Origin of the sequence: Niabella soli DSM 19437 (assembly GCF_000243115.2) — a bacterium.
In the GTDB taxonomy this organism is placed as follows: Bacteria; Bacteroidota; Bacteroidia; order Chitinophagales; family Chitinophagaceae; genus Niabella; species Niabella soli.
Genome location: NZ_CP007035.1, coordinates 2,240,015 through 2,259,410 on the forward strand (window position 1 = coordinate 2,240,015; position 19,396 = coordinate 2,259,410).

Sequence of the window (19,396 nt, forward strand, 5' to 3'; positions counted from 1 at the left end):
CCATTATCTTTGCACTCCCAAAAAACGGGTATGCCGCGTTGGTCAAGGGGTTAAGACGCATCCCTTTCACGGATGAATCACGGGTTCGATTCCCGTACGCGGTACTAAAAGGGGATTTTCAGAGGAATTTTGAAGGTCCCCTTTTTCTTTTCCCCTACCTTTTTGAAAGATTAGGGATCCAGTGAAAAATAAAGCCCATGCGAAATTTAGTATAAAAATGATTAAGCTTATTTAATGATCGCAAGGATCCGGTTTATATACCCATCCATAAAATTTCTTGAATCGCAAGGGTGCGGAACTATTAAGAATATCCTGTTTCCGAATTTGTTATCGTTCACCCCTATTTGAAACGCATTAGCTGTTGCGAACAATTTCTTAAGCGTCAAACTTTTTCCTTTCCAGCAAGTAAAATTGTCTGAATACTCCGCTAATGCCAAACGGACTTCATGGCCAAGGCATAAAATAAATTTTGGGTTAACGAGTTTTATCTGCTTTACTAAAAACTCAAAACAAAATTGTTTATACTTATCTGTTAAGGGGGTTGCTCGCTTTGTGTTTGTTCCATCTTTGCGTACACCCAAATGCAAATTGGTGAAGAAGGTTTCCGACAAATCCAAACCTAACTTTTCCTTAAGGTTTCTTATTGTTGGATTCTTATCCGATTCTCGCCTTCCTTTTTCAATACAGCCTACCAGATACTTTTTGGTTCCAAAATCGTTTCCAACAACCATAACCTTGCACTTTTTCAATTTTGCATTCTGAAAATCTGTTGGATTCTCAAACACGCCGGACCCCAATGGGAAAAATCCAAAATCCAGTTTTTTATATTTGTTTTCTATTCCCGAGTTCTCAAATATTTTTCCTAAATCATTGGTTTCCTTACAAAAATTCTCATACTGCTCAATAAGCTCAATTGGTTTCATCATTTGTTATTTTAAAGTTTAAAAATGCTAATTTAAAAAGTATATCGTCCGATAAGCCACTTTTTTTCCTCGAACGCTTTTCAGATAAACCTATCGAACAAAATTCCCTGTAAAGTGCATACTGGTTACTTAAAAGAATCATATAATCGGCCATCAAATCCTTATAATAGTTATGTTCCTTGCCGTCACTACCAAAATACAATCCAGACTCAAGACTCTCAATTAAATAAAAACTATCATTGTCGTCTTCCATCCATTTGCCATCTGCATTCAACTCTTTTGGCTTGTATACTTTCAAATTTATAAAGTCAATTTTTAGCGGCGCTATAGCAATTTCCTCCAAATCAATAACAATCGGATCCTCAATACCAGGGGCGTTCAGTTTTGTGGCGATAGCATCTATAATTGGCTCAGCGCTTTCTCCTGCTATTGCTAGCAAATCGTTTAGCAAACTAAAATCACAACAGTAATCAGCAGGGTTGTACACTTCGGGATCAATATTGTCTTTTATATACCCAAAGATGGTAACATCCGATTCCAGAGGGCCTGGTTCGAAAATGATTTTATCAATGTAAATTTCATTAAGGTATTTATAGTTTGGCTTGTACATTTTTATTTTTTATGAAAAAGATGGTTTCCCCCTGTTGATTTCTAAAATAGAGCGTGTACCCGGGCTGAAGTTTGTTTCTCAATTGCGCAAACTGTTTCATTATTGGCTTGAGAAGATCCCATAGGTGATAACCGGTGGTATCTGCTATTGACCAGAAAAGTGTATTCAAGTTTGTTTGGGAATTTACAAAATCATTACAGTAATAGTAATTAAATTGTCCTACTGGGGTTTTTATATCATATCTTACAAACAGATGCAGATCAAGACAAAAATCTTCTGAAGAAGAAACAGTTATGATTGACTGCACAACATCTGTAATATTGGTTTCTCTAAAATGATTCAGTTGGTCGCTTGTCAGATACCTGGGTGCAGCTCGCAGTATTTCTTCATCCAAATGACAATTATATATCCCTTTTTCGAGTTTTACCAGGTTATCAAATCCTAAGGGGAGCGCCCTTTTAAGCATGCTTTTTTTATGAACCATAAAGAATAGCTTCTTCGTGTTTTTCGCACTGTTTAAATGTGTTTGAAGGCGTGGGGCCCAGGGCTTACCCATTTTATAAGAATAAGGCCTAAAAAATAGGTCATAGACCCGGGATTCCCGATCGAGCGAATCTTTTTTACCATTCGGCGCTAAATCAAGATACTTGCTTTTGGGAGTTCTATCCTTCCAACAAGGAACCATTTTAGCTACATTAGCAATAATATTGGCAAGATGCTTATCGTTATCTAATCCAATAGAATCTTCCTGATAACGGAATTCACGAATGTTTGATATTAGTGCAAATAAATTTCCAACAACAAACCCACCAAAACCGTTTTCTTTAGCGTATGCCTCATGTTTTTGCAATATTGCCCGCTCTCTTGGGAACGGATGATCTCCTAAAAACGCCACAAGAGGGCGGGTTTCATCAAAAATCCTGACAAGCTGATATCGATACTTTCTATCGGGTGAAAAAACAGTAATTTCTTTCATTTTTATAGGCAGATAGTTATTTCATCTGCACATAAAATTATGGAATCGCTGTGTCAAATTCTGTCAAACGAATCACCTGGCGTTTTCTTTCCAAAACAACGTGCGGTGTTTGAGCGAAGGGTTATGATTATTGAAATCAATGCATTCCTGATGAATTTTGTTCACAAGAGTGAGTAAAGCTTTGGGCTTCACCACACGAACATTATTCATCCATTGAATGACCCAGCCAACCAGTTCCCCATTTAAAGCACAAGAAAAGGTCATCCTGAATTTCTTATTTTTCCTGAGCTCAAATCTTTGATCATAATGCCAAAAGAAGAGGCTGATATAATGCCCTGTTACCTGGTCAATTTCCAATTCGATTTGATAAACTTTTTCATCAATATTTTGTGATACGCCAAAATGCGTTTTGGTAAATTGATTATACATTTCAATGTACCTGTTCGGCTTAAAGATGTCATTTGTTAAACTCAGTTGTAAAAAAGCATCAAAGCCGACTACAACAATTTTTTTGTCTGTTTCATTATAGGCACATAGATGTAACAGTCCTCTATGGTTTAATAATGAAAGCGGATAGAGTATATCTTTTTCAAAAACCCTGTCTGTTTCTGAGTCGAAGTAATCATTGAGTTTTTCTACGACAATTTTTCTTTTGTTTTAAATAGCCCAAATTACTTGTTCTATAATCTCCAACTGCTCTTTTGAATATTGCATTTCGTAAAATCCGCTACTGTCTAATCCCATACTGAAAGCATCAACAGAGTATTCAAGTCTTGATTTACTGTTTCGCTCATGAAACTGGTTTTCAAATTTGATGAAGGATGATTTTTTGATCTTCAAAATATCTTTGGGAACAAAGACCTTTGACAAAAAATGAGCGTTGATGTCCGAAATGTTCAACTCCTTTGCACCTTGAGCATGCACGATCTTCCAGGTCTTTTTGTTGAATTCCCCAGTGTACACTTCAATTTCCTGTCCCTGAATTTTCAAACTCTCGGACAACTCATTCAAATACCGATAAAGTGTCCTGTCTGAGAAATCATATCCTTGTTTTCTTTTCCAATCTCTGAAGATCGCCATCGTACAAGGCGATTGTTGAAGCCTTGAGTAAAGATGCAGGAGTATCTCCGATTTCCTGGGATGAGCTGTCATGTCAAATCAATTGGGTTGAGTTCAAGAGGGATGCCCCTTCGCAATCATTTTAAACGCAATTTAAAGCATCAAATTTTGTAAATCAAAGGAATTTAGGAACAGTTTGCAGACAATATACAAGTGCTAAGTCAGGCCATTTATGTATAGATATACTGGTAACAGCCCCCTTCAGCGTTAAAATATCCGGTTCGCTGGTTATTCCTATTTTCGCCTGAGCCGCCCCCTCGTAATTATCCCTATAAAATCCCCACTTTATCCCAAATTGTTCCGATCTTTATTCGTTTTGCAAGGTGTACAATATGGACGATCAAAAAAGACTTACGGTTTTTAACAAGTGGATGGGAACACCGGGCCCGCTGAATACCCTTGTCACTAACAATTATGCCAGGCTCAGCAGCATCCTGTTTTTATTCCCCCTTATTTTATTGACTGCCATTATCTTATTTCTTTACAGCCAGGGGGCTTTATCTGTTGACGGATACACACATATTCAAAAGGATTGCTTCCTTCTTATTAATCACCGTTTGGGACAATATCCAACCCTCCAGTTTAATCTCACCCAAATAGGAGATGCACTGATCTCTTTATCGCTTTTAAGTATTTTCATTATATATGCTCCAAGAATCTGGGAGGCTTTATTACCTGGCTTGCTGGTTTCTCTTTTATTTTCAAGTTTGCTAAAACCGCTGTTTGCCGTACCAAGACCTGCGGCGGTATTTGATACTACCAGTTTTATTATCGTTGGGAAAAAATTGTCCGGATTCAACAGTACGCCTTCCGGGCACTCCATCACCATTTTTACCGTACTTGCGGTATTGCTGTTTGCATTGGCTCCTCAAAAGCTGAACAATAAAATCATCTGGTTTTTTTTAGCGGGCAGCATCGGGCTGCTGGTGGCGTTTTCAAGAGTCGGCGTGGGCGCCCATTATCCGCTTGATGTTATTACGGGTGGTATTGCAGGATATATTTCGGGGCTTATAGGTATTTTTACCAGTCGGAACTACAAAATTTTCACCTGGGTTGGCAATAAAAAATGCTACCCGGTATTTATTTTAGCATTTCTGATTGGTGGTGCTGTATTAATTGGCAAAATAATTAACGAAAACCTGATAATATTCTACCTGGCATTGGCCTGCCTGCTTGTTTCACTCTATAAAACGATCACTATTTATGCTAAAAAATAAATTGAAATTAGCGCGGTTTAATAACCTGAAGTTAATGCAGTTCGCTTTGTTAATGAGTGTGCTGAATTTCCTGTTCTTCCACCTCCCCTTTTACACCTATGTCGTAAATAATGTTGACTATAAAAGATTGAACGGCATTATCATAATTATAAGTCTAATAATTTTAATGCTGGTGGCTAATGCTTTTGTTTTTTATTTATTCCTGTTCCTCTCGCGTGTGGTAGGAAAATTTTTATTGGTTGTCATTTTTATTCTCAATGCCATTGCCCTTTACTTTGTTAATACTTACCATGTCATTATAGATGGAATTATGATGGGCAATGTGCTCAATACCGATTACGGCGAAGCGAGCAGTTTTTTTTCTATTAAGTTGATTGTATACATAATTGTATTGGGCATCCTCCCCAGTATTTACATCATTAAAGCAAAAATAATCACTGTAACCCTGAAGCGTTTTTTGACCACGTCCTCGCTTGCTTTATTGTTTATGATCATTATTGCATTTTTGAATGCAAGCAATTGGTTGTGGATCGATAAAAATTCAAAACAACTGGGCGGGCTTGCGATGCCCTGGTGCTATTTTGTAAATACGGGTATTCATTATGTCCGTCAGCACGATAAAAATAAAAAAGAAATCTTATTGCCAACCGCTACGATAAAAGATACCGAAAAAGCGGTTGTAGTGCTGGTTATAGGAGAATCGGCAAGAAGAGAAAATTTCTCTTTGTACGGCTATTCGAGAAATACGAACCCATTGCTTTCCCAAACCCCCAACTTATTTCACTTTGACGCCACCTCCTGTGCTACCTACACCACCGCAGGCGTAAAGTGTATTTTAGAGCACACGCATACCGACGAGCTCTATGAAATCCTCCCCAATTATTTATACCGGAATAATGTAGAAGTTATTTGGCGGACCACCAACTGGGGAGAACCTCCTGTACATATTCAAAACTATCAAAACAAAGATGCTTTAATGCGCGATTGCAAAGGCGATAGTTGCAATTACGATGGCGTTCTTTTAAACGGTCTGAAGGAACAAATAGCCGCCAGCAAAAAAAATAAAATTTTGGTTGTACTGCACACCAGTACCAGCCATGGCCCTACCTACAGCAAGAAATACCCCGCGCAATTTGAAACTTTTAAACCCGTTTGCAACAGTGTGGAACTGGGAAATTGTTCTAAAGAAGAGCTCATTAACGCCTATGACAATACGATTGTTTATACAGATTACCTCTTACACGATATAATTGAAGATCTGAAACAATTAAGCGGGTATAAAAGCACGATGATCTTTGTTTCGGATCATGGCGAATCTTTGGGAGAAAAAAATCTGTATATGCATGGAGTGCCTTTGAGTATTGCGCCAAAGGAACAGTACGAGATCCCTTTTATTGTTTGGGTATCCGATAGTTCCAGGCAACTCAAGCCCAATAAGGACCTGACCCAAAATTATGTATTTCACAGTGTGTTGAATTTCCTGAGCATACAAAGCCCTATTTATGATGAGAAGATGAACATTTTCAAAAATTAGAACGAAAAGGATTGACAGGAGCTGACCCAAAAAAAGTGCAAACAAATGATTAGCGGGAATTCGGGAAAACAGGGAGATTTGCTTTTCAATCTTTTTAAATTTACCGTCTTGCCGCCTTACCGGCAAAAAATGCTTTTTAGTCACCTTTCATAATTCCGGCTTTTCCCGCGGGCTTCTTTTTTTGCTGCCAACAACCAACGCTCTTAGGCGGCGTCATCCCTGTTTGTTTGCAAACTATTTAAAACAAAAGAAAAGGTGGACCCCGCCCCAAAATCACTTTTTACAGCGATCTGGCCGCCCTGTACCTCAATAAACTCTTTACTGATACTTAGCCCTAAACCGGTACCTTCTTTTTTGGTTCCGGGTATTCTGAAATACCTTTCGAATACTTTATCGACGTATTGAGGGGGAATGCCCTGACCGGTATCAGTAACGGCGAATCTTATTTTATTGTCCCCGGCCGTCACACCAATGCTTATCCTGGAATTATCATAGGAATAGCGGATCGCGTTGGACAATAAATTGGTCAGCACCCAGGCCGTTTTTTCTTTATCTGCCAGCACCTGGGGCAGGTTGTCCGCAATTTTTATAGCTACCTGCACCTGCTTTTGCTCGGCAGCCGCCCTGGTAGCGCTTACCGCATACGCTACAATTTCTTCCACGTTAGCGGGCATTACGTTGATCTGGATGGTGCCACTATCCACCTGGGTCATATTCAGCAATTCGCCGGTAATCTTCAGCAAACGCCCGGCATCCTCTTTAATGCTCTCAACAAGCCCCCGCTGCTCTTCATTTAATGCGCCCACCTGTTTGTTTTCCAATAACTGCAGGCTCATTTTAATAGCTGCGATCGGCGTTTTCAGTTCGTGTGATACCGTTGCAATAAAATTAGTTTTTGCAAAGTCCAGTTCTTTGTACGGTGTAATATTTTGTAAAAGAATTACATCGCCAATATGCACCTCTTCCTCTTCTCCTGTTGGAACGATCCGGATGGGTATAATTTCTTTCTCAAAATAGCTTTCCTTGTTGTCGGCATATATTTTTACCGGTAATGACTTTATCGCACCCGTTTCGGCTGCAAGATTTTCTGCCAGCGATTTTACCAGGTCGTTCTGCAGGGCAACCTCCCGGATATTCTTTCCTACTATAAGCTCTTCGGGCATACCGGTTATTTTCAGCGCCGTATTATTCGCAAATAATATGGTTTGATTACTATCCAAACCAATAACAGGGTCGCTCATATTATTAATGAGCGTTTCAATCCGCTTCTTTTCCATCATCAGTTTATCAACATCACTCGCTTTATATTCCTCTAATTTTTCTGCCATGGTATTAAACGATGCGGCCAACATTCCAAATTCATTGTCCTTTTCAAAATGGACGCGTTGCGAATAATTTTGGGCCGCAATTTGTTTAATACTGGCCGTTAGTTCTTTAATAGGGTTGGCAATATTTGATGGCAGGTTTACGAGCAGTGTAAATGCGATCAGAAAGCACAGCGTTCCGGTCAGATCCACCCAAAAGATCGAGTTCAATGCTGTTTTTCCGGCAATTTCACTTTTTCGCTGTATCGCCTGCATGTTTAACAGCATGATATTCGATATGTCTTTTCTCACCGCTCTTATGAGGAAACTGTCTGAGCCTGTTTGCTTCAGACCGGAAAAGTTCCGGGCAAGATTGTCCGTCAACTCCCGCTCCCCAACTTCTGTAATATTCTTTTGTTGCAATTTCAAATTACTTTCAAACAAATTTAAATTCTTCGGGTCGCCAATGCCGTCATCCAGCGCTATATGCATTTCTCGGGAGTAGTTCAGGGTGTTATAATTTGCAACAAGGATATTTTGCGTATCCGCACTTAACCGGTTAATAAATATGGTGCTCATGGCTGTGAGCAACACGATCATCAGGAACAAAAGCCCCACCCCCAATATCAATTTTGCTTTTATTTTCATTGGTTGAAATCTTTAACTCAAAATAACAAGATCCACTTCATTGGCAGAGAGTTTCTTTAACAGCTCATTGAAAACATTGGTGGCCAAAATGATCCGCGTCAAATTCAAATGCGGTTTCCCGATACAGATCGTTGTTATCCGTCTTTCTTCGCACTGTTCGATAATGGCTTTAGCCACATTTTCATTCTCGATCTTAATAATCTCCGCACCCAGCTCCATTGCCAGCTTAAAGTTATTGATCAAATGCCTTTGTTTATCCAATGCAATTTTATCAGCATTTTCCCTGGATGTTTGCACATATAAAAGATACCACTTGCTGTTATAATAATTAGCCAGACGGGCTGTTTTACGAATTACCGTTTTTGCCGTTTTTTCATTGGAGCTGATGCATGCCAGGAATTTTTCCCTTTTTATGGCACCCGGGAGCGTGAGCTCCGTTTCCACCTTACGCTCCACCTGTGAAGCCGCCTCTTTTAAGGCCAGCTCCCGCAATTGCAGTATATGATCGTTCTTAAAGAAATTATTTAATGCGGTTTCAATCTTTGCCGGTTCATAGATCTTCCCTTCTTTCAGGCGCGTAATTAATTCGTCGGCCGTAAGGTCAATATTGACCACCTCGTCCGCCTGCGCCAGCACACTATCCGGGATACGCTCCTTTACTTCAACACCCGTGATCTCCTTCACCTCCTGGTTCAGGCTTTCTATATGCTGAATATTGACCGCACTGATCACATTAATGCCGGCATCGAGTATTTCGACCACATCCTGCCAGCGTTTTTCATTTTTGCTCCCTTCAATATTGGTATGCGCCAGTTCATCAACAATTACTACTTCCGGACGCAAGTTAATAACCGCCTGCACATCCAGCTCCTCTAATTCTTTTCCTTTGTAAAATAGCCGTCTCCGGGGCACCAGGGGCAGCCCTTCCAGTAGGGCATGCGTTTCGGCCCGGTTATGCGTTTCTATATAGCCAATCTTAACATCAATGCCGCCCCGGAGCAGCGAATGCGCTTCCTGCAGCATGCGGTATGTTTTGCCCACCCCGGCGCTCATGCCCAGGTACACTTTAAACTTTCCCCGTCTTGATTTCTTAATCAGATCCAAAAAATGCTGTGCGGTATGGTCTTTGTCAGGCATCAGAACGAAACGGCTAATGAGCTTGTTAAAAAGAAATCATCTTTGGCTTTGCTATTTCCTTTTGCAAAGATCTTATCTTTTGAAGAAAATTTCCTTGCTTCAATACGCCATAATATATTATTGCCAAACAAATGATCATAATTAAGTGAATAACCTGCTGTTTTAAAGCCATGGGGTGTTCCTGTAGTAATGATCACCCCGTTTTTATCATTATAATATTCCACTCTTGCCGCAACATTGTTTTTTGCATCGGGGCTTAGCTTCAATAGCAGCACCGGGGCATACCAGGTATTGTATTGATTGCTTCCTTTACTTTTTTGCTCGGCACCCACATCGAAGCCTGCTGTTAAAGCCAGTTTATCACTCAACTGAAAAATGCCGTAAAAATCATGAAAATAACGCATTCTTTTTACGCTGTCCGGTTTATCATTCCCGATAAAAGAGCTGCTGTTAAGCGTAATTTTTGAAGAGGGCTTAAAAGTGAGCTGATGTCCAAACGCGGGCGTATTGTTTCCGTTGACCCGCTGTATCCGTTGCCAGCCGTTCAACACCAGGCCGCTGATAAACCATTTACCATTATCCGAAGTGTAGGAAATCTTCGCCCCGGTTTCATAGTAAGGGGAATTATCCGCCAGTATGCTCCTGGTAAGCGTCCAGCAATCTTTACCCACTGCACTTTCAGAGCCAATATGTGAAGCAAAGATACCGGCGTCGACCCAAAGGTTTTTATTTTTCGAGAGTTTCACTCCTGCATTTGCTTCGTAAATATTTTTCAATACTCCCGGTTCTGCAGCCAGGTTAGCATTCATATAGGTGCCTGCTCCCAAGGCAAGGTTTGCTCTCAGGCTTTCCGTTTGCCAGGCAGCCTTAATATAGCCCAGGTTCAGATTTACTTCGTTGACCCTGTTATAGGCATACATAAATGCCGGATGTTCATGGTTTCCCGGTTTATTAAGATCGCATGAATAGTATGCTTCAATGTAGCCGCTCAAAGTAAATGACGATTGGGTACTGTCCGTTTGTGCATTGCCTCTTACTGCCAGCAAAGACAATAAGACCACTATAGTTTTTTTCACTTTTTTATTTCAGGTTATCTAATGCAATATTCAATTTGAGCACATTTATTTTTTCTGTCCCGAACCATCCCAACAAGGGCTTTTCAGTGTTGGCAAGAATCAACTGTTCCAGGTTACCCTCGCCAATACCGCGGATTGCCGCAATGCGTTTTAGCTGCACCCGGGCGGCGGGTACTGAGATATCCGGATCCAGCCCGCTGCCGCTCGCCGTCACCAGGTCTGAAGGGATCGCTTCTTTTTTTATGCCGGGATTGTGCACCAAAAAAGTATCTATTCGTGCTTGCACTGTTTTTAAGTACTCCCGATTCGATGGCCCCTTATTGCTGCCCCCCGCAGCCGCCGCATTATAATCAACTGCAGAAGGCCGCGAATAAAAATATTTGTCATCGGTAAATTTTTGCCCCACATTGGCATAATAGGTTTTGCCGTGGTATACGACCACATCACCCTTCCCCTTATTGGCCGTAAGCCGGGCCGCGCCCAATACGATTAACGTATAAATACCCGAGAAGAATAAAAAACAAACGAGGGTAAGGCGTATGGCGGGAATAATATTTTTTTTCATAATTATATTTTTAAAAAATTGGTTCGGATAAATCAATGAGATCATGACAGCCAACCGGTCCGTCATTGCAAGCTTGCAGCGCCATCTCCTTTATATTGAAGAGATGGTTCGACTCCGCTGCGCTTCGCTCACCATGACGGTGGTAATTGTTATTAGTTCTCATAATCTTGTACCCTGTCATTGACAGCATACCGAAGAGTGGTTTATTAAACAAACAACGCAACAACAATATCTATCAATTTAATCCCGATAAACGGAACGACCACTCCGCCCAGGCCATATACCAGCAGGTTCCTCCGGAGCAATGCACTGGCGCCTATCGGCCGGTAGGCCACACCCTTCAGGGCCAATGGGATCAGCAACGGAATAATAATAGCATTAAAGATCACTGCAGACAGGATGGCGCTTGCCGGGGAATGCAGCCGCATGATGTTCAGTCCCTGCAGGGCCGGAATGGAAGCAATGAATAATGCCGGAACAATGGCGAAATATTTTGCCACATCATTCGCGATGCTGAAGGTGGTCAGTGTTCCCCTTGTCATTAAAAGTTGCTTGCCTATTTCCACCACCTCGATCAATTTTGTGGGGTCATTATCCAGGTCCACCATATTGCCCGCTTCTTTTGCTGCCTGGGTGCCGCTGTTCATCGCTACGCCCACATCCGCCTGGGCCAATGCCGGTGCATCATTGGTGCCATCCCCCATCATGGCCACCAATCTTCCTTCTGCCTGCTCTTTGCGGATATAATTCATTTTATCTTCCGGCTTTGCTTCGGCAATAAAGTCATCCACCCCTGCCTTTCCGGCAATGTATTTTGCGGTCAAAGGATTGTCGCCGGTGACCATTACGGTTTTTATACCCATCTTGCGCAGGCGCTCAAACCGTTCCCGGATACCGGGTTTAATGATATCCTGCAACTCAATAACCCCCAATACTTTTTCATTTTCAGCCAATACCAGCGGTGTTCCTCCATTCCTTGAAATGACTTTTACTTTTTCGTTTGTTTCTTCCGGGAAAATATTCCCGGCTTTTTCCACTGCCTTCCGGATAGCATCGGCAGCTCCCTTCCTGATCCGGATCGCATCGTAATCAATACCAGAGCTTCTTGTTTCAGCAGTAAATTTTATATAATGCGGATGCGCTACCTGGTAGCTCAGGGGATTGACACCGGCCAGTTCTATTATAGATTTTCCTTCGGGGGTTTCATCTGCCATCGACCCCAACACTACGGCTTTTATAAAATGTTTTTCATCCACACCATTAGCCGGGTAGAAACCGGTCGCCTTCCGGTTACCGATCGTGATCGTACCTGTTTTATCCAGCAGCAACACATCAATATCGCCGGCCGTCTCAACCGCCTTTCCGCTTTTGGTGATCACATTCGCCCGCAAGGCCCGGTTCATACCAGCTATACCAATGGCAGACAATAAACCGCCGATCGTGGTGGGGATCAGGCATACAAACAGGGATATAAAGGCGGCAATCGTAATAGGCGTCTGTGCATAGTCGCCAAAGGGTTTTAGGGTTACTGTTACGATGATGAACACTAACGTAAAACCCGCCAGCAAAATGGTAAGCGCAATCTCATTGGGAGTTTTTTGTCTTGAGGCGCCCTCCACCAGCGCGATCATCTTATCCAAAAAACTTTCGCCGGCTTCGGTGGTTACTTTCACTATTATTTTGTCTGAAAGTACTTTTGTGCCGCCGGTTACGCTGCTTTTATCTCCTCCCGCTTCGCGTATAACAGGAGCGCTTTCCCCGGTAATAGCGCTTTCATCGATAGTGGCCAGGCCTTTGATGATTTCGCCGTCTGATGGAATGATATCGCCTGCTTCGCATAAAAACACATCCCCTTTTTTTAGTTGCGACGATGGAACAATCTTAATTTCGTCCACATACATTTCTCCTACCGGTTGCATCCACTTAGCAGGCGTTTCCTCCCTTGTCTTACGCAAGCTATCCGCCTGGGCCTTTCCCCTGGCCTCGGCAATGGCTTCGGCAAAATTGGCAAACAGCAGGGTTATGAACAGCACACCCGTTACTACTCCGTTATAAGCCAGGCTGCCCTGGTTTTGTTCACCCGCAGCGGTCCATATACATACGCCCGCCATAACGAGGGTGCCCACCCATACCGTAAACATTACGGGATTGCGGAACATTTTTACGGGGCTGAGTTTGATGAAGGATTGTTTCAACGCCTCTTTTACCAATGCCCGTTGAAACAGTTTATTATTTTTATTGCTTTTCATGTCTGTGTCTGATTAATAAAGTGAAAAATATTCTGCAATAGGGCCCAGGGTTAATGCAGGGAAGAAAGACAATGCTGCAACAATGGCGATAACCGCAAAGACCATCAGGCCAAAAGTGGCGGTGTCTGTTTTTAAGGTACCCGCGCTTTCGGGAACATATTTTTTTGCGGCAAGGCTTCCGGCAATAGCTACCGGGCCAATGATCGGCAGGTACCTCGCCAATAACATCACCGTACCGCAGGCGATATTCCAGAAGGGCGTATTATCACCCAATCCTTCAAATCCACTGCCATTATTAGCACCCGATGAAGTGAACTCGTACAGCATTTCGCTGAAACCGTGATAGCCGGGGTTATTGAGCCACCCCGCGTAAGTTCCCGGGTGATGCGCATATAAGTAGCTGGAAATGGCGGTACCCGTAAGGATCAGCAACGGATGCAGAAGAGCTATGATCATGGCGATCTTCATTTCTCTTGCTTCTATTTTCTTGCCTAAAAACTCTGGTGTTCTTCCCACCATCAGCCCGCTGATAAATACCGCCAGGATAATAAAGACAAAAAAATTAAGGAACCCTACACCCACACCGCCATAAAAACAGTTCACCATCATACCCAGCATTTGGTTCATCCCGCTTAGCGGTAGAAAGCTATCGTGCATGGCGTTTACACTTCCGGTGGAGATGACGGTGGTGGCGATACTCCAGTAGGCCGAAGCCGCCGAGCCGAACCTGACTTCTTTCCCCTCCATATTACCAATTGCCTGCCCGATGCCCATTTTTGCAAGGGCGGGATTCCCCTTTAGTTCCCCCACAACCGTTGGCACCAGCAACAACATAAAGCCTATGGTCATTACCCCCAGGATCACCAGGGCCAATTTTCTTCTTCTCAGGATGTAGCCCAGGGCAAAAATCATGGCAATGGGTATCAGCATCTGAGTTACCATTTCAATAATATTTGTAAAATAGTTTGGATTTTCAAAGGGGTGGGCCGAATTAGGGCCAAAGAAACCACCGCCATTAGTACCCAGGTGTTTTATGGCCACAAAGACAGCCGCCGGCCCCCGGCTTACCTGCACCGTATCACCTTGCAGCGTGGTGATCGTATCTTTCCCCGCAAAGGTCATAGGAGTTCCGTTAAACAATAAAAGCAACGCCACGATCAATGCGATGGGAAATAAGATCCGCGTACAGGAACGAACAAAAAGGAAATAGAAATTCCCCAGTTTAACTGATGTCCGCTCCCGTAGTGCAAAGAACACCGTTGCAGCAATTGCCATACCGCAACCGGCGCTAACGAATTGAAACAACATAAGGGTTAGTTGCCCGAAGTAAGATATGCCTGTTTCGCCGGAGTAATGTTGCAGGTTGGTGTTACAGATAAAGCTGATGGCCGTATTAAAAGCAAGGTCAGCGCTCATTGATGGATTCTTATCGGGGTTGAGGGGCAGCCAGCTCATGTTCATTAATACAAACATGCAGCCCAAAAACCAGAAAAGGTTAATCGTGAGGAGTGCTATCAGGTGCTGCTTCCAGTTCATTTCTTTTGACGGATCAATTCCGCCCAGGCGGTAAAAAATGGTATCTACCGGCTTGAATATCCGGTCTGACCAGGTTTTGTCGTTGCTATACACTTTACCGATGTAGCGGCCCAGGGGTATTGCAAGCAGTACCGCCAGCCCGTACATTAGTATAATTCCAGGAATCTCTGCGTTCATTGTTTTAAAATTTTTCCGGTTTTACCAATACATAACACATATACACAAATACGGCGATGGCTACGATGAATAATGCTGTCATATCTTTTCAAAATATTTTATTGATAAAAAAAAGAGGGCAAATCCTAAAAGCCCCGCGAGAATTAAAATGAATGTGAGCATAACGAATTATAATTTGATATGCCAACAGGGATGCAATCCCCGTTCCAACAAAATCCGGATCTGCCGGAACGCGCTGCTGTACTGAGTTGTAATTTCTTTTGCCACAGCCGTGGCAATAAAAACCCTTTCAAAATGAAAGGGTGCCCACTATCGTTTTGAAAGGGTTACTTTATATAATATTCTTCTATCTTCCGATAAAGCGTGGTTAAAGCTATATTCAGCAATTTTGCCGTTTCGGTTTTATTGCCGTTGGTGTAATTCAAAACTTTCTGGATGTGGATCTTTTCAGCGCTGGCCAGATCAAAAGCAGACAGCACTTTTCCCCCGGCAACCGGAAGTTGTTGCAATTCAACGGGCAGGCTCTCAAGGCTTAGCACTTCCCCATTTGTAAGAATAACGCTTCGTTCAATTACGTTTTTTAATTCGCGGATGTTTCCCTTCCAGGTATGTTGCTGCAATGCCTCAAGATAGGGTTTGGAGATAGATGAAATTTTTTTTCCGGTCTTATTTGCAAACTGGTGCAGAAAACCGGTTGCTAATAATTCGATATCAGCAATCCGCTCTCTTAGCGGAGGCAAGGCGATCTGAAAAACGGCTATACGGTAAAACAGGTCTTCACGGATGTTGCCGGCTTCTCCTTCTTTTTGCAGGTCCCTGTTAGTGGCCGCGATAATGCGCACATTCACTTTCGTGGGTTTGCTATCGCCTACCTTCAGAAACTCGCCTGTTTCGAGCACGCGCAGCAACTTGGCCTGCAGCTCTAATGGCATTTCGCCGATCTCATCCAGGAAAACGGTACCATTATTGGCCTCTTCAAATATTCCTTTGCTATCTTTCAATGCACCGGTGAAGGCTCCGGCTTTATGCCCGAACAATTCATTCTCCAGCAATTCCCTGCTGAACGCCGAACAGTTTATCGCAACAAAATGCTGCCGGCTCCGGCTGCCGGCATTGTGAATGGCTTGTGCAAAAACTTCCTTACCAGTACCGGTTTCCCCGGTAAGCAACACCGTTGCGTCAGTAGCCGCCACCATTTTCGCCACTGTAACGGCCGCCGTAAGTTGCTTCGATTTACCCAGTACATTATCAAACGAATACTTTTTGTCTAATCGCTGCTCCAATTGTCTTACCCGCTTTGCCAGGGATACTTTTTCAACAGCTTTATATAACAGGGGGATAATCTTATTATTGTCATCACCCTTGGTAATATAATCAAATGCCCCATTCTTTATAGCCTGCACACTATCGGGGATATTACCATACGCGGTAAGTAATATGATTTCCACGGCCGGGTATTTTTCTTTTATTTTTCCAGACAACTCAACCCCGCTGCCGTCAGGCAATTTTACATCACAGATAACCACATCGAAATCGGAGGTCTCCAATTTTTTCAGACCGTTTTTGGCGTCTGCAGCCGCTGCTACTTCAAAGCCTTCCAGGCTGATTATTTTAGAAAGAAGCGTTCTGATTTTATCTTCGTCATCAATGATCAATACCTTATTCATTTACAAACTTTAATCAGCAAAGTTATCATTTCTGCGCAGACGAATTACACCTGCGGCAATATCGGTCTTGTGTTATTCCAATAGCTTCCGGTTATGGATGTGCTTCAATTTTAAACAGCCGTTAATTTTCAGCAGGCAAATTCTGATCGGTATCTTGCTGCTCTTTTTTATTCAATTCCAGTTTTCCAAACTTATAATTAACCGTAACGCCAAAAGAGCGGAAGGGTAAGGAGCGCAGGGAATAAGATGTATAGGCGATGGTATTGATCGTGGTTACCTGGTTCACATACTTGTCAAAAAAGTTGGTGGCCGTTAAGCCAACACTTGCTTTTTTATTCCAGAACTGTTTGCGCAGGGCAAATGTATAGGTAAACAGACTGGGCACTTTTCCCTGGATGTTCGTAAATCCGCCCCGGTAATTGCCAAAGAGTTCCGCCACAACAGCGGCAGGGAAATTATAATTCAGATTCAGGTTAAAGCGCGGCGAAAAAGCGTTGGTAACGGCTGCGGCACCCGGCAACTGGTTTACGATGTGCCGGTGCAGGAGCATAATATTAGCGCGCAAGCCAAAATTATTCAGCGGAACGCCACCCGTAATAATAAGCCCCGAGTTGTACTCATGCCCGATATTGCGCCGGGTGCTTACCGAAACATTGGCATAGGAAGAATCGCCTACCTGGTACTCCGGATAAAAGGTGGTAAAAGGCTTGATGTCGTTGCTGTTGATCCGTTCCGATAACGCCACATAAAAGTTAACCCCATTGACAAAAGTTCGTCCATAGCCCAGTTCGAAGTTATTTCCTATTTCGGGTTTCAGGTAAGGGTTGCCCGTGGTAATGTTATACGGATCGCTGATATTGAGGAAGGGGTTCAGCTCTTCATAATCGGGCCGCTCCAGCCGCCGGCTGTACATCACCTTAACCAGTTGCCGGTTATCAAATTCGTGTGAAAGAATCAAAGAAGGCACCCAGGTAGTATACGAAGGCACGTGAGTATTGTTATAGTCTAATAAAATATGGGTGTATTCGGTACGCAAACCGGCCTTTACGTTCAGCCAGTTCCAGGCTTTCATTGTAGCAGATACATATCCCGCGTATACTGACTGATCATAGGTGAGGTTGTAAGACAGGCCTGGCGCAAATAAATAAGTTTGTGTGCCGGGATCAAAAATATATTGTTCATTATTACTTCCAATTTTCTGGAAACTGCCTTTGACACCAGCTTCCAGCTTGAACGCGTCTGAAACCGGGTGGGTATAATCAAGAGAAAGATAATGCTGCTGATCTTTACCAGGGTTATAAACCGTATTGCCATTAAACGGAACAGCGTTACCCGGGTAAGTTTGCGATTGGTTCGATTCCATCCGGGGACTGGAGACGCTGCCCGTGTACAGAAACTCCAGTACACGATCCTTTTCTCCAAAGTCCTTTTTATAACCAAGGCTCCAGTCCAAGGCAGGGTTATTCAGCCGGCTGGAAGAGCTCCTTACAGAATTAACATCCGAAAGTTGCTGACCGTTTGCAAGCACCTCTTTTGTTTCCTGCTGTGCAAGGCCTTTCCTGTTATTATAAAAATCGCTGTACTGTATCGTAGCACTCAGTGATTGACCATGTGCGAAGCTAAGATCCGCGCCCAGACCCGCTTGCACGCCTCTGCGGATCATATCGGTATAGCCGTCCTGGTTCAGGTAATTCAAGGTATCGCTTCCAATGCCCGATTGACGCTGCTGTTGATTCAGCGATCTGGAATTGAGCTGTGCGTTCCCGTTTACGAAAGCATTCAGGCCAAACCGGTTGTGACGATAGTTAATATTAAAGGCGCCGTTCTCCAAACGGGTACCTCCGGAAAGGTTTACGCTGCCACTGATCCCTTTCATTTTTGTATCCTTCAGAATGATATTGATAATGCCTCCGGTGCCCTGGGCATCATACTTGGCACCCGGGCTGGTAACGGCTTCAATACTTTTTATTTCACTGGAGGGGATCGAAGATAATGCGTCCGTCAGGCTGCTGCCAAAGATGGAAGAAGGTTTGCCGTTGATGAGAAAACGGATATTGGAGTTGCCCTGCAGTTCCACATTGCCATCTGCATCTACCGATACCTGGGGCACTTTCTTTAACACATCCAGCACTACCCCGCCCTGTGCCGTTACATCATTGGCCGCATTATAAACGATTTTGTCGATCTTATTTTCTACGATGGGTAGCCGCGCTACAACGGTCACTGCATCCAGGTCTTTAGCCTCCCGCACCAACAGGAGATCCGGGAGTTTTATTTTTGTTGCTCCTGCCGCAATGTGAACCGTATCTGAGTGGGATTGCCGGTATCCCAGGAATGCAGCTTTCAATACATAGATTCCCGGATGTACCATTGCAAGCGTATACTGGCCGGAGGTTTTGGTTACGGTACCATCAACGGGTTTTTCATTTGTTATATTGTACAAAGAAACGGTAGCATAATCCAAACCCTTTTTTGTTTCACTATCCTTTACTTTTCCTGAAATAACTGTTTGCGCAGAACCCTTAAGCACACACAAAAACACGCCGCCCATAAAAAGCAGCCGGTAAATCACTCCCATGCGACAAACCTAGCTATACATTTTGAATATATTCTGAATAATAAAGACCCGGCTTTCAGCAAACCGGGTCTTTTGCACAA

Annotated in this window: 16 protein-coding genes and 1 tRNA gene; 3 read left to right on the forward strand and 14 right to left on the reverse strand. The window is 43.1% G+C overall.

What is annotated here, in order from left to right:
• Positions 1–32: 32 nt before the first annotated feature.
• Positions 33–104, forward strand: a tRNA-Glu gene (locus tag NIASO_RS09520).
• A 123-nt stretch (positions 105–227) separates the two neighbouring features.
• Here NIASO_RS09520 and NIASO_RS09525 read toward each other — a convergent pair.
• From NIASO_RS09525 to NIASO_RS09545, 5 genes are all read right to left on the reverse strand, one after another.
• Positions 228–926 (reverse strand): uracil-DNA glycosylase family protein, encoded by a 699-nt coding sequence (locus tag NIASO_RS09525; RefSeq protein ID WP_008585341.1) that lies wholly within the window; start codon positions 924–926, stop codon positions 228–230.
• Entirely contained in the window at positions 910–1,533 is a 624-nt protein-coding gene (locus NIASO_RS09530) for a hypothetical protein (RefSeq protein WP_008585342.1), read from the reverse strand. The genes NIASO_RS09525 and NIASO_RS09530 overlap by 17 nt, the downstream gene beginning before the upstream one ends.
• A complete protein-coding gene (locus NIASO_RS09535; RefSeq protein ID WP_008585344.1) occupies positions 1,514–2,509 on the reverse strand; it encodes a DUF1643 domain-containing protein in 996 nt (331 codons plus the stop codon). Before NIASO_RS09535 ends, NIASO_RS09530 begins: the two co-directional genes overlap by 20 nt.
• A gap of 72 nt (positions 2,510–2,581) precedes the next feature.
• The gene (locus NIASO_RS20675; RefSeq protein ID WP_008585346.1) at positions 2,582–2,938 is read right to left on the reverse strand and encodes a WYL domain-containing protein; all 357 of its coding nucleotides are present in this window, start codon (positions 2,936–2,938) and stop codon (positions 2,582–2,584) included.
• Between the two features lie 228 nt (positions 2,939–3,166).
• Entirely contained in the window at positions 3,167–3,661 is a 495-nt protein-coding gene (locus NIASO_RS09545) for a hypothetical protein (protein WP_157547225.1), read from the reverse strand.
• A 299-nt stretch (positions 3,662–3,960) separates the two neighbouring features.
• On the opposite strand from NIASO_RS09545, the gene NIASO_RS09550 reads away from it, so the two are divergent.
• Positions 3,961–4,845 (forward strand): phosphatase PAP2 family protein, encoded by an 885-nt coding sequence (locus NIASO_RS09550; protein WP_008585350.1) that lies wholly within the window; start codon positions 3,961–3,963, stop codon positions 4,843–4,845.
• Entirely contained in the window at positions 4,832–6,379 is a 1,548-nt protein-coding gene (gene eptA / locus NIASO_RS09555; protein WP_008585352.1) for a phosphoethanolamine--lipid A transferase EptA, read from the forward strand. Before NIASO_RS09550 ends, eptA begins: the two co-directional genes overlap by 14 nt.
• Before the next feature lie 203 nt (positions 6,380–6,582).
• Here the strand turns inward: eptA and NIASO_RS09560 are convergent, their stop codons facing one another.
• From NIASO_RS09560 to NIASO_RS09595, 9 genes are all read right to left on the reverse strand, one after another.
• Complete coding sequence (locus NIASO_RS09560; protein ID WP_008585354.1) at positions 6,583–8,331, reverse strand: ATP-binding protein; 1,749 nt, start codon at positions 8,329–8,331, stop codon at positions 6,583–6,585.
• Positions 8,332–8,343: 12 nt separating this feature from the next.
• On the reverse strand, positions 8,344–9,468 hold the full coding sequence (locus NIASO_RS09565; RefSeq protein ID WP_008585356.1) for an Osmosensitive K channel His kinase sensor: 1,125 nt from the start codon (positions 9,466–9,468) through the stop codon (positions 8,344–8,346).
• Positions 9,468–10,544: a porin gene (locus tag NIASO_RS09570; RefSeq protein ID WP_008585358.1), complete on the reverse strand. Its 1,077-nt coding sequence runs from the start codon at positions 10,542–10,544 to the stop codon at positions 9,468–9,470. Before NIASO_RS09570 ends, NIASO_RS09565 begins: the two co-directional genes overlap by 1 nt.
• 4 nt (positions 10,545–10,548) lie before the next feature.
• Entirely contained in the window at positions 10,549–11,109 is a 561-nt protein-coding gene (locus NIASO_RS09575; RefSeq protein WP_008585359.1) for a K(+)-transporting ATPase subunit C, read from the reverse strand.
• 206 nt (positions 11,110–11,315) lie between these two features.
• On the reverse strand, positions 11,316–13,358 hold the full coding sequence (gene kdpB / locus NIASO_RS09580; RefSeq protein ID WP_008585362.1) for a potassium-transporting ATPase subunit KdpB: 2,043 nt from the start codon (positions 13,356–13,358) through the stop codon (positions 11,316–11,318).
• A 12-nt stretch (positions 13,359–13,370) separates the two neighbouring features.
• Positions 13,371–15,071: a potassium-transporting ATPase subunit KdpA gene (kdpA, locus tag NIASO_RS09585; RefSeq protein ID WP_008585364.1), complete on the reverse strand. Its 1,701-nt coding sequence runs from the start codon at positions 15,069–15,071 to the stop codon at positions 13,371–13,373.
• Positions 15,072–15,075: 4 nt separating this feature from the next.
• Complete coding sequence (locus tag NIASO_RS20635) at positions 15,076–15,153, reverse strand: potassium-transporting ATPase subunit F (RefSeq protein WP_071842282.1); 78 nt, start codon at positions 15,151–15,153, stop codon at positions 15,076–15,078.
• 244 nt (positions 15,154–15,397) lie between these two features.
• Positions 15,398–16,738, reverse strand: a complete 1,341-nt coding sequence (locus NIASO_RS09590) for a sigma-54-dependent transcriptional regulator (protein WP_008585366.1) — start codon at positions 16,736–16,738, stop codon at positions 15,398–15,400.
• Positions 16,739–16,859: 121 nt separating this feature from the next.
• Positions 16,860–19,316: a TonB-dependent receptor domain-containing protein gene (locus NIASO_RS09595; RefSeq protein WP_008585368.1), complete on the reverse strand. Its 2,457-nt coding sequence runs from the start codon at positions 19,314–19,316 to the stop codon at positions 16,860–16,862.
• Between the last annotated feature and the right edge of the window lie 80 nt (positions 19,317–19,396).